The sequence below is a fragment of the Streptomyces sp. URMC 126 genome, from assembly GCF_051386555.1.
In the GTDB taxonomy this organism is placed as follows: domain Bacteria; phylum Actinomycetota; class Actinomycetes; order Streptomycetales; family Streptomycetaceae; genus Streptomyces.
In genome coordinates this window covers 1-11,863 of record NZ_JBPQTX010000224.1, presented here as the reverse complement: position 1 = coordinate 11,863, position 11,863 = coordinate 1, and the positions used below count along the sequence as shown (strand labels likewise).

At 73.1% G+C, this 11,863-nt stretch carries 8 protein-coding genes; 5 read left to right on the top strand and 3 right to left on the bottom strand.

From position 1 onward, the window contains the following. Positions 1-106: 106 nt before the first annotated feature. Together ACSNOK_RS23705 and ACSNOK_RS23700 are read right to left on the bottom strand one after the other, a co-directional pair. Positions 107-1,213 carry a sugar phosphate nucleotidyltransferase gene (locus tag ACSNOK_RS23705; protein WP_436782779.1) on the bottom strand — a complete coding sequence of 369 codons (1,107 nt, stop codon included), beginning with the start codon at positions 1,211-1,213 and terminating at the stop codon, positions 107-109. Positions 1,214-1,415: 202 nt separating this feature from the next. Beyond that, positions 1,416-3,149 carry a peptidoglycan recognition protein family protein gene (locus ACSNOK_RS23700; RefSeq protein WP_436782778.1) on the bottom strand — a complete coding sequence of 578 codons (1,734 nt, stop codon included), beginning with the start codon at positions 3,147-3,149 and terminating at the stop codon, positions 1,416-1,418. A gap of 129 nt (positions 3,150-3,278) precedes the next feature. On the opposite strand from ACSNOK_RS23700, the gene ACSNOK_RS23695 reads away from it, so the two are divergent. The 4 genes from ACSNOK_RS23695 to ACSNOK_RS23680 all read left to right on the top strand — a co-directional run bounded on the left by ACSNOK_RS23695 (position 3,279) and on the right by ACSNOK_RS23680 (position 9,389). Then, positions 3,279-4,031, top strand: a complete 753-nt coding sequence (locus tag ACSNOK_RS23695) for a TIGR03089 family protein (protein ID WP_436782777.1) — start codon at positions 3,279-3,281, stop codon at positions 4,029-4,031. 89 nt (positions 4,032-4,120) lie between these two features. Beyond that, a complete protein-coding gene (locus ACSNOK_RS23690; protein WP_436782776.1) occupies positions 4,121-5,368 on the top strand; it encodes an LCP family protein in 1,248 nt (415 codons plus the stop codon). Positions 5,369-5,618: 250 nt separating this feature from the next. After that, positions 5,619-7,442, top strand: a complete 1,824-nt coding sequence (locus ACSNOK_RS23685) for an LCP family protein (protein WP_436782775.1) — start codon at positions 5,619-5,621, stop codon at positions 7,440-7,442. A gap of 99 nt (positions 7,443-7,541) precedes the next feature. Then, positions 7,542-9,389 carry an LCP family protein gene (locus ACSNOK_RS23680; protein ID WP_436782774.1) on the top strand — a complete coding sequence of 616 codons (1,848 nt, stop codon included), beginning with the start codon at positions 7,542-7,544 and terminating at the stop codon, positions 9,387-9,389. 139 nt (positions 9,390-9,528) lie between these two features. Here the strand turns inward: ACSNOK_RS23680 and ACSNOK_RS23675 are convergent, their stop codons facing one another. Beyond that, positions 9,529-10,542: a glycosyltransferase family 2 protein gene (locus tag ACSNOK_RS23675; RefSeq protein ID WP_436782773.1), complete on the bottom strand. Its 1,014-nt coding sequence runs from the start codon at positions 10,540-10,542 to the stop codon at positions 9,529-9,531. 218 nt (positions 10,543-10,760) lie between these two features. Between ACSNOK_RS23675 and ACSNOK_RS23670 the strand changes: the two genes are divergently transcribed. After that, on the top strand, positions 10,761-11,863 hold a 1,103-nt coding region (locus tag ACSNOK_RS23670), incomplete at its 3' end, for an LCP family protein (protein WP_436782772.1).

Below are 11,863 nucleotides of genomic sequence, written 5' to 3'. Positions count from 1 at the left end.
GCGGGGAGGCGGCTGGGGCAGCCGGGCCGGCCGGGGCTCGGAGGTCGTCCGGGAGGCGGGCGCCCCGACGTACCGCCGACGGGCCCGGGCCGCCCCTCCCTTTCCCTTACTGGTCCGAGGAGAAGCGCACCGCCCCGCCCGGGATCCGCGCGTCGCACCACACCCGCGCGCCCGACCGGAACTCGTTGTCGGGGCCGATCTCCGCGTGGTCGCCGACGACCGCGCCGTCCAGGACCGTCCGCGCTCCGACGCGCGCGCCCGCGCCCACGAGGGAGTCGCGGACCGAGGCGCCCGCCTCGATGACCGCGCCGTCGAGGACCGTGCTGCCGTCGACCCGGGCGCCGGACTCGACCCGGGCGCCCGCGCCGATCACCGTGCCGCCCATGAGCTTGGCGTCGGGGGCCACCTCGGCGGTCGGCAGGACCAGCCGCTCGCCGCAGCGGCCGGGGACCGCCGGGGAGGGGGCGCGGCCGAGGACGAGGTCGGCGGAGCCGCGGACGAACGCCTGGGGGGTGCCGAGGTCCAGCCAGTAGGTGGAGTCGACCATGCCGTGCAGGTGGGCGCCGTCGGCCAGCAGGCCGGGGAAGGTCTCGCGCTCGACGGAGACCGGGCGGCCGGCCGGGATGGTGTCGATCACGGACCGGTCGAAGACGTAGGCGCCGGCGTTGATCTGGTCGGTGACGATCTCCTCGGGCGTCTGCGGCTTCTCCAGGAAGGCCGTGACGCGCCCGTCGGCGTCGGTGGGGACGAGCCCGTACGCCCGGGGGTCCGTCACCCGGGTGAGGTGGAGGGAGACGTCCGCGTCCGCCGTGCGGTGGGTGGCGATCAGGGCCTCGATGTCGAGGCCGGTGAGGATGTCGCCGTTGAAGATGAGCACGGGGTCGTCGGGACCGGAGTGCAGCCGGTGGGCGACGTTGCGGATGGCGCCGCCGGTGCCCAGGGGTTCGACCTCGGTGACGTACTCCAGGTGCAGGCCGAGCGCCGAGCCGTCGCCGAAGTACGGCTCGAAGACCTCGGCCAGGTAGGAGGTGGCGAGCACGATGTGCTCGATGCCCGCCGCCCGGGCCCGGGCCAGCTGGTGGGTGAGGAAGGGCACCCCCGCCGCCGGGACCATCGGCTTGGGGGTGTGCACGGTGAGCGGACGCAGCCGGGTGCCCTTGCCGCCGACCAGGAGGATCGCTTCGCGCGGAGGCGGCTGATGCGGTTCAGTCAACGTGTTCGTCTCTGCTTCCTGGTGGGGCCGGGCCGTGAACGGCGGCCAGTGTATGCAGACGGTAGGGACCGAGCGGACGGCGCGCCTCCGCTACGGCCCGGGCGAGAGGCGCCGGGGCGCCTGCCAGGTCCCGTCCGGGCGCTGGACGGGCGCCCGGCCGGGCGCGCCCGGAGCGCGACGGACGCCATCCGGCGGACCGGGGTCAGCGGCCCTGGAGCCTGGCCGCCGCGCTGCGCGCGGTGCCGAGCTTGCCGTAGAGCCGGTCGCCGGGGCATTCGGTGGAGTAGCCGTCGCGATGTCCGGAGATGACCTTGAGTTTGACCTTCGCCCCCTTCTTGAAGAGGTTCCCGCCGGCCGACACCAGGGTGGTGGTGCCGCGGGGGTTGGCGTTGTACAGGCCGAGCTTCCAGGCGGTAAGGGCGGCCACGGCGTTGACCGCGGCCGTGGCGGGGCTGGTCTTCCCGTACGTGCCGAGCACCGCGATCCCCATGCTGTTCGTGTTGAAACCGAGAGTATGGGCGCCCTTGACGGGCTTTGCCACCCCGCCTGCCCGGCCCTCGTAGACGGTGCCGCACTTGTCGATGAGGAAGTTGTAGCCGATGTCCCGCCAGCCGCTGCTGACGACGTGATAGCGGTAGATACCTCGGATGACGGAGGCGGACTGGGCGCAGGTGTACCCGTTGCCGGAGGCGGTGTGGTGGACGAAGGCCGCCTTCACCTTCTTGGTATAGACGAAGCCCTTCTCCCGCAGTGATTCGTCGGCGCCCCAGCCGGCCCGGGTGACGATGCGCGGGCGCGGACCGGCGTGTCCGCCGTAGGCCGCGCCGGTGTCGGTGTCGTCGTCGGCGGCCGAGTCGACGACGCCGTTGGCGTCCGCCGCGTCGCCGGACGTGTCGCCGAGGTCCGTGCCGTCGGCGGGTCCGCCCGGCCGGCCGGGTTCGGCGCCCGGGGGCTCGGCCGGGGGCCGCGTGGGTTCGGCGGCCCCCTCCGCTCCGTCGGTCGCCGCCTCCTCCGCCGCCGAGGCGTCGTCCTCCGTCCCGGACCGGTCGCCGGCGCCGCCCGTCCCGCCGGTGGCGTACCCGTCGGATCCGCCGTCCCCGCCGTCCCCGGTGTCGGACGAGCTCACACTGGCGCCCGGCGCGACGGCGGTGAGGGCGGCGACCTCGGTCGCGGTGGGCCGGTGGGCGGCGGCGGGGATCTCGTGGGCGCCCAGCGGGGCGAGCGGGGCGTTGACCGCGGAGGTGGCGCGTTCCTCGTCGTCGGGGGCGGGTGCCGCCGCCCGGGCGCGGGGCCGGGCGGCCGGGGCCGAGCCGGGGTCGACGAGTTCGGCGCGCAGCCCGCGCGGCAGCGTGGCCTGCGGTTTCCGGCCGGCCGGGGCGGCGGGACGGACCCGCACCTCGATGGCGTCCGAGGCCCCGACCCAGAGCGGCGCCGTGGCCCCCCGGCCGCCGGACCGAGCCTCGGCGGTACCGAGGTCGGGCCGGTCGTGGTCCTCCACCTGGACGTCCTGCCACCCGGACCAGGTCCGGGCGCCCAGGGCGCGGGTACGGACCTGGGCGCGGCCGCGGAGCTCGGCCCCCGCGTCGTCCCAGACGATGCCGACCAGCGAGAAGGGCTTCACCCGCTGCGGCCGCAGGCCCCGCACCCCGGCCCCGGCCGCCTGCGCCCGGGTCCTGCCGTGCGCGGCGGTCTCGGTGCCGTCCGCGGTCGCCAGCGGGACGAGGGGCAGCGAGTACGTCGCTCCCGGGATCCTCCCCCGGGCGGCGGCCCGCGCCCCGGCCGCGGCCGGGGCCTTCGGCGGGGCGGCGGCGGGCACCTCCGGCGGGGCCGCGGCCGGGCGGGCGGGCGCGGAGGCCGCGCCGGGTGCGCCGAGGACGGGCAGGGTCAAGGTGGCGGCACAGGCGGTGACCGCCGAGGTGACGAGGAATCCACGCATGACACAGATCCTGCGCATACCTGAACAAACCTGTCCATTCATCGGGTGACGGCCTGTCGGCCCGCGACGGCTCTGGCGGCACGCCCGTCCGACTGACCGTCACGCCCCGCCCGGCGTACCCTTCCGGGGATGAACGCCACCGACCGCACCCCCGCCGACCTGCTGCGTTCCGCTCTCGCCGCGGAACCGGCGCGCCCGCTCGTGACCTTCTACGACGACGCCACCGGCGAACGCGTGGAACTGTCCGTGGCCACCTTCGCCAATTGGGTGGCCAAGACCGCCAATCTGCTCCAGGGCGACCTGGCCGCCGAGCCCGGCGACCGTCTCGCGCTCCTCCTCCCCGCCCACTGGCAGACCGCCGTCTGGCTGGTGGCCTGTTCCTCCGTCGGAGTGGTGGCCGAGATCGGCGGTGACCCCGCCGCGGCCGACCTCGTGGTGAGCGGTCCGGACCGGCTGGAGGAGGCGCGCGCCTGCTCGGGGGAGCGCGTGGCGCTCGCCCTGCGCCCGCTGGGCGGACGCTTCCCGCAGCCGCCGGAGGGCTTCCTCGACTACGCGGTCGAGGTGCCCGGCCAGGGCGACCGCTTCGCCCCGTACGCCCCGGTGGACCCGCAGGCCCCGGCGCTCGTCGTGGACGGCCGGGAGCTGACGGGCGTACAGGTGGTCGAACAGGCGCGCGCGGTCGCGGCCGGGCTCGGGCTGGAGCCCGGCGGGCGGCTGCTCTCCGCGCTGCCGTACGACACCTGGGACGGCCTCGCCGCCGGCCTCTACGCCCCTCTGGCCGCGGACGCCTCGGTGGTGCTCTGCCGCCACCTCGACCGGCTCTCCGAGGAGGCCCTCGCACAGCGCCGGGCGAGCGAACGCGTCACCGTGACGGCCCCCTGACGGCCCTCTGGCGCTGCCGGGCCGCCGCTCCGGGGCGATGATCGGCGGGTAGGCACCCCGAGACCCGCCCCGGAGGGAGTCGCGCACCCGTGGCCCACAGCTCAGGCGCACCTCTCCGGCCGTCCGGGCCGTCCGGCCCCGGCAGCCCGGCCCCGGACGGCGCCCCCCGCGCGCCGCGGCGCCGGCGCCGCTGGGTGCGCCGGCTGCTGCTGGGGCTGGTGGTGCTGCTGATCGCGGCGACGACGCTGACCTGGGTGCTCTACCAGCGGCTCGACGGCAACATCACCACGGACACCCGGACGGCGAACGAGCTGGCGCGGTACGAGCGGGAGCGCCCCACCGCGCTGGTCGCGGGCGCCCAGAACATCCTGATCATCGGCTCCGACAGCCGCAGCGGCGCCGAGAACGGCAAGTACGGCGCGGACAGCGGCACCCAGCGCTCCGACACCACGATCCTGCTGCACCTGGCCGCCGACCGGAAGAGCGCGACGGCCGTCAGCATGCCCCGCGACCTGATGGCGAAGATCCCGAGCTGCCGTAAACCGGACGGAAGCTACACCAACGAGCATTTCGCCCAGTTCAACTGGGCCTTCGAGGACGCCGGGGCCGCCTGCACCATCCGCACCGTGGAGAACATCACGCACATCCGCGTCGACCACCACATCATCGTGGACTTCGCCAGCTTCAAACGGCTGGTGGACGCGGTCGACGGTGTCGAGGTCTGCCTGAAGCGGCCGATGGACGACCCCGAGGCCCGGCTGAAGCTGCCCGCCGGGCGGCAGGTACTGCACGGGGAGGCGGCTCTCGGCTACGTCCGCGCCCGGTACGGCATCGGCGACGGCAGCGACACCGAACGCATGGGCCGTCAGCAGGAATTCCTGGGGGCCCTGTTCCAGGAGATGCGCAGCGACGGGGTGCTCCTCAACCCGACCCGGCTCTACCCCGTGCTCGACGCGGCGACGAAGTCCCTCACCACCGACGGCGGCCTGGACTCGCTGCGCAAGATGTACGACCTGGTGCGCACGGTCCGCAACATCCCCACCGACCACGTCCAGTTCCTGACCGTGCCGCGCCGGCCGTACCAGTACAACGCGGCCCGCGACGAGTTGGTGCAGCCGGACGCGGACCAACTGTTCGAGCTGCTGCGGCACGACCGGCCGGTGCCCGTCACCCCGCACGTCCGCCCGGCCGACGGCAAACACGCCGCCGTGCCCCATGAGTCGGAGCCCTCCGAGGCCCCCGTGGCCGACCCTTCGCCGCCCGCCTCGGCCACCCCGTCACCCACCGCTCCCCCCACCTACGAGGGGACGACGGCGGCCCGCGGCATCTGCGGCTGACGGCGGCGGGGGTACGATCGGACTTTTCGCCCCGGCGAAACCGTCGGGGGCGGCACTCCGGCGAAGAGATGGGGCGGATTGCCCAGTTGTAGGGGTGCGTGATTTGTCACTGACGTCGCTACCCGCTGAACTGGGCGGATAGTGTGAGCGGTCCGGTGCGCACGGCCGGTGACCCGCGCACCGCAAGACGACATGACCGAGCGCCTCGGGGACAGGCGCCGCGTGGCACCGACGGAGGACTCAAGCGACCGTGGACGCGCAAGGCCGTGGGCGGGCGGACGGCATCGACCCCGCCGACCAGTGGGTGTTCGACCCCAAGACCGGCAGCTACGAGCTGCGCCTCGACCCCTCCGACACGTCGGGCCCCTCCCCCGAACATGTCTCCCCCGCCGGTGCGCGGTCCAATCCCTCCGGCGGGAATCCCTCGGGCGGCACCTCGGGCACGGCGCCGGGCCAGCGGAAGAAGCCCGCGCCGGGGCAGCGGAGCGCCGGACGCCCGCTGCCGGAGCAGCGCGGCGGCCGGCGGGCCGGCAAGGCCAAGGCCCCGGCCGCGACCGCCGCCACCGGGCGCCGCAAGCCGAAGCCGAAGAAGAGCGCCAAGAAGAAGGTCCTGCTGTGGACCGGCGGCACCCTGGCCTTCCTGCTGGTCGGCGGCTCGCTGGGCGCGTACCTCCTCTATCAGCACCTCAACGGCAACATCGAGAAGGTCGACGTCGGCGTCGACAACGAGGCCGTTCCCGACGGCCCGGTGAACATCCTGCTGATCGGCACGGACAAGCGGTCGGGCAAGGGCAACACCGGCTACGGCGACAACGGGAGCGTCGGGCACGCCGACACCACGCTGCTCTTCCACGTCTCCGAGGACCGCTCCAACGCGACGGTGATCTCCATCCCGCGCGACATGATCATCGACATCCCCGAGTGCCCCACCAAGAAGGACGGCACCACCCGCATCATCCCCGGCTCCAAGAAGGTGCGCTTCAACGAGAGCCTGGGCCAGGGCGACCGCGACCCGGGCTGCACCTGGCGCACCGTCGAGAAGATCACCGGGCTCAAGGTCAGCCACTTCATGATGGCGGACTTCAACGCCGTCAAGTCGCTGTCGTCGGCGGTCGGTGGCGTCGAGGTGTGCGTGGGCAAGGACGTCGACGACCCCAAGTCGCACCTCAAGCTCTCCGCCGGCAAGCACGAGATCGAGGGCGAGCAGGCCCTGGCGTTCGTCCGTACCCGGCACAGCTTCGGCTTCGAGAGCGACCTGGACCGCATCAAGCTCCAGCAGCAGTTCCTGGGGTCGATGATGCGCAAGATGAAGTCGGACGACACCCTCACCAACCCCAAGAAGCTCTACGACCTCAGCAACGCGGCCACCAAGTCGCTCACGGTCGACACCGGCATAGGGTCCATCTCCAAGCTCACCAGCCTGGCCAAGGAACTCAGCCAGGTGAACCTGAAGAACATCACCTTCGCCACACTGCCGGTGAAGGACAACCCGGCCGACGGCAAGGTCCACAAGACGGTCATCCTGGACGAGACGAAGGCCGACCCGCTGCTCGCCATGGTCCGGGAGGACATCTCCCTCACCGAGGTGAAGCGCAAGGAGAAGGCCGCCAAGGACAAGGAGAAGGCCGCCGAGAAGGAGAAGGACGCCAAGCAGGCGGCCCTCCTCAAGGGCCCCAAGGCGGAGCCGGCCAAGGTCCGCGTCAAGGTGCTCAACGGCAGCGGGAAGCTGGGCGCGGCCCAGGAGACCGTCGTCTGGATGCAGAACACCAAGGGCATGGCGCACGCGGGCAACGGCGGCAACGCGGGCCCCGGCGGCAAGAAGGTCCCCAAGACCGTCCTTGAGTTCGCCCCCAACCAGGCCGACCAGGCCCGCCGTCTGGCGGAGGTCATGGGACTGCCGGCCGACGCCCTCCACCAGACCGACAAGGACGCGGCCCCCCTCGCCGACATGACTCTCACCCTGGGAGCGGACTTCAAGGGCGCCGGCGTGCCGGTCACCCCGCCGAAGGCACCGAAGCAGGCGCCCAAGGACATTCAGCGGGTCGAAGCCGCGGATCGAATCTGCGCGCAGTGAACCCTGCGAACACACCTGTGCATCTCACTACCCGGTAACAGAGTCACCAGGTAACGCACCTGCCCTGCGGGCCGTGCGCACCATTCAGGGGGAGGCCCAATGCGGCTCAACGGTCCACGGGGGGAACAAAAGGCCGAAACCGGGGGAAAACCGAAGGCGATCGCGGAGAAGGCGAACGCCGGGGAAGCGGATGCCGGGAAGACGGGCGCCGGGAAGGCGGATGCCGGGAAGGCGAGTGCGGAAAAGGCGAGTGCGGGGAAGGCCGGTGCGGGGAAGGCCGTCGGCGAGGGCGCTTCCCCCGCCTCGGGGGAAGGCGGCGGCGACACGTCCGGCCGCCCGTCCGGCGGCGGCAGACCGCCGCGCCGCCGCGGCATCCGAATAGTCCGCTGGGTCGCGCTCTGCCTCGCGCTGCTCGTCCTCGGGGCGTCCGCGGCCGGCTACCTCTACTACCGGCACCTCAACGGCAACATCCGCAAGAGCAAGCTCAACCTCGGGGACAAGCAGCTCGACCGGAGCGTCCCCAACGCCGCCGGCCAGCGCCCTCTCAACATCCTCCTCCTGGGGTCCGACAGCCGCGGCAGCAAGGAGAACCAGGACCTCGGCGGCGCCCGCGAGGACGCCGACCGGCCGGCCCTCGCCGACGTCCAGATGCTCGTCCACGTCTCCGCCGACCGCAGCAACATGTCGGTCGTCAGCGTCCCCCGCGACACCCGCGTGACCATCCCCAAGTGCACCGACCCGGCCGACGGCAAGGTCTACAAGGAGACCAGCAGCCAGATCATCAACACCAGCCTCCAGAACGGCGGTCCGGGCTGCACGGTGGCCACCTGGGAGGAGCTCACCGGCATCCCCGTCGACCACTTCATGATGATCGACTTCGCGGGTGTGGTGAGCATGGCCGACGCCGTGGGCGGCGTGCCGGTCTGCGTGAAGAGCAACATCCACGACGACAAGTCGGGCCTGCGGCTGGAGAAGGGCACCCACACCATCAAGGGCGAGCAGGCCCTCCAGTGGCTGCGGACCCGGCACGGCTTCGAGGACGGCAGCGACATCGGCCGCACCCACGCCCAGCACCTCTATATGAACGCGATGGTCCGTCAGCTGAAGTCCGGCAGCCGGCTCAGCGACCCCGGGCAGCTCACCGACCTCGCCGAGGCGGCCACCAAGGCGCTGACCGTCGACAAGGACCTCGGCTCGGTCAAGAAGCTCTACGACCTCGGCAACGACATCAAGCGGGTGCCGTCCGCCCGGATCACCATGACCACCATGCCCTGGGTGCAGGACCCGCAGAACCCGGACGCCCACGTCATCCCCAAGGCCGGCGACGCCGACAAGCTGTTCTCGCTCATCCGCAACGACATCGCGCTGGACGGCAAGGACAAGAAGAAGCCCGAGCCGGCGGAGGCCAAGGGCACGGGCAAGAAGGGCGCCAAGGTCGCCAAGGACCGTATCGCCGTCACCGTCTTCAACGGCACCGGCACCGCCGTCCTCCCGCCCGCCGCGGGCCGCGGTTCCGACATCGCGTCGTACCTCGTCAAGCAGGGCTTCACCAAGGCCACGTCGGACTCCACCCCGCGCGCCCAGGCCGACACCACGATCACCTATCCGAAGCAGACGCAGCGCGCCGACGCCCTGGCCGTGGCCAAGGCGCTCGGCCTGCCGGAGGACGCCGTACGGCTGTCCCCGTCGGCGGAGCAAGTGACGCTGGTGATCGGCGGCGACTGGCGTGAGGGCGACACGTACCCGAAGCCGGCGGACGCGAAGGGCGAAGCCAAGAAGGCCGACGGGAAGAAGTCCGGCGGGAGCAAGCCCGCCGCCGGGGACGAGGACCCCAAGAACGGCAAGGGCAAGCCGGAGAACGACAATAAGGCCCCGGAGAGCGCCGACCCGCTCAACGGCGACGACGCGTCGGCCTGCATGGAGGTCAACCCGATCAACCGCTTCTGACGGACCGTCGGAACGTACGGGTCCGGGTCGCTCGGACCGGGACGTACGGATCGGGACATGCGGACCGTGACATACGGAAGGGCCGCCTCGGGCCGTTGCCGGCCGGTGGAGGCGGCCCTTCCGATGACGTCCGCGTCCGCTACGCCCGGACCGCCGGCCGCCGGCTGGCGATCACACGCTTCGCGAGCGAGCGCGGGCTGGTGAGGAAGCCGAAGCCCCAGGACATGTGCATGGTCGCCAGCGCCACCGGGATCTGCGCCCGGGCCTTCAGCGGCAGCCCCTTGCCCGCGGGCACCGAACCGGCGACGATCGCCGCCAGGTAGCCGCCGGGGACGACCAGCGCCCACGGCGTCACCGCGGCGCCCACCACGAGCCCGGCCGCGATGGCGACGACGGCGGTCGGCGGCGCCAGGTAGCGCAGGTTGATCGAGCCCTTGTGGAAGCGGGCGACGACGTGCCGCCAGCGGCCGTAGTCCTTGTACTGCTTGGCGAGCGCCCGCACGCTCGGCCGGGGGCGGTACGAGACCTTGAGCTCCGGCGAGAACCAGATCAGCCCGCCCGCCTCGCGGATGCGGAAGTTCAGCTCCCAGTCCTGGGCGCGGATGAACTCCTCGTTGTACCCGCCCTGCTGCTCCAGCGCCTGCCGCCGGAAGACGCCCAGGTAGACCGTCTCGGCCGGGCCGGCCTCGCCGCCGGTGTGGAACGCCGCGTTGCCGACCCCGATCTTCGAGGTCATGGCGGCGGCCACGGCCCGCTCCCAGTCGTTCTCCCCCTCGGCGTGCATGATGCCGCCGACGTTCTGCGCGCCCGTCTCGTCCAGCAGCCGCACGGCCGTCTTGATGTAGTCGGGCGAGAGCATGCCGTGCCCGTCCACCCGCACCACGATCGGGTGACGCGACGCCTTGATCGCCGCGTTCAGGGCGGCCGGGGTGCGGCCCGTCGGATTGGGCACCGTGTGCACCCGGGGGTCCTCGCGGACGAGCTCGGCGGCGATCTCGTCCGTACGGTCGGCGGACGGGCCGAGGGCGATCACCACCTCCAGCTCACCGGCGTAGTCCTGCTCCAGGATGTGCCGCACGGAGGTGCGCAGATGACGCTCCTCGTTGAGCACCGGCATGATCACGGAAACTGCGGGCGGCTGCTGCTCTGGCATGGTTCCTCGGAGGTACGGGGGTCAGGGGTTCACCCCGCGGCGGACGGAAACGCCGCCACGTTACCGCGAACGGGGGACACGGACCCGCGCCGCCCGGGTGGCGGACGGGGCCGGGACGGCGTGGAAACGCGGACCGTTGATCGTATCGGCCTACGGTGTCCCGGTTCGCTCCCCCTGCCGCGCCGGGGGTGATCCCAGCCTGTCGCGGAGGTCACGAAGTGCCAGAACCGGACAGCGCCCCCCGCCAGGACCGGGGCCGGCACGGAGCCCCGCACCGGCCCCGCTGGGGACTGCGCGTCGCCACCGCGCTCGCCCTCGTCATCCTCGTCACCAGCGGCGCCGGGCACGCAGTCGTGCACGGCATCGACCGGGGCATCCGCCGCGTCGACCCGTTCGCCGGGCTCTCCCACCGCCCCCGCACGGGCCACGGCACCACCGTCCTGGTGGTGGGCACCGACGGCCGCGACGCCGTCACCGACGACCAGCGCGCCCGCTACCACCTGGGCGGCGCGCCCTGCCACTGCACGGACACGATGATGCTGGTCCACCTCTCCCAGGGCCGCGACCGGGCGTCCGTCGTCAGCCTGCCCCGCGACACGTACACCGTCCTGCCCGACCGCACCGACGCGTCGGGCGCGTTCCACCCGGCCCACCCGCAGAAACTGAACGCCGCCTACGCGGAGGGCGGCCCCGCACTGACCGTCCGCGCCGTCGAGCAACTGACCGGGGTGCACGTCGACCACTACCTGGAGATCGACTTCGCCGGCTTCATGCGCACCGTCGACCTGGTCGGCGGGGTGCGCGTCTGCACCGAGGAACCGCTCCACGACGACCACAGCGGGCTCGACCTGCCGGCCGGTACGAGCACGCTGGACGGCGGCCAGGCCCTGCAGTACGTCCGCTCCCGGCACGTCGACGCCAGCGCCGACCTCGGCCGGATGCGCCGCCAGCAGCGCTTCGTCGCCGCCCTGCTCCAGCGGGCGACGAGCAGCGGGGTGCTGCTCGACCCGCCGGTGTTCCGCCGGGTCGTCGCCGCCCTGCTGGGCGCGGTCCGCGCGGACCGCGGTTTCGAGGGGACGGAGCTGGTCGAGCTGGGCCGGACCCTGCGCTCCCTCCGGCCCGCCGCCACGGAGTTCACGTCGGTGCCGATCGCGTCCGTCGACTTCCCGGTGCCCGGGGTCGGGTCGACGGTGCGGTGGGACGAGGACGCGGCGGCCCCGCTGTTCCGGGCGCTGCGCGCGGACCGGCCGCTGGCGGCGCGCGACGGACGGCGGGGCGCGGCTCCGGCGGAGACGGAGACGGAGACGGGGCTGTCTCTTAT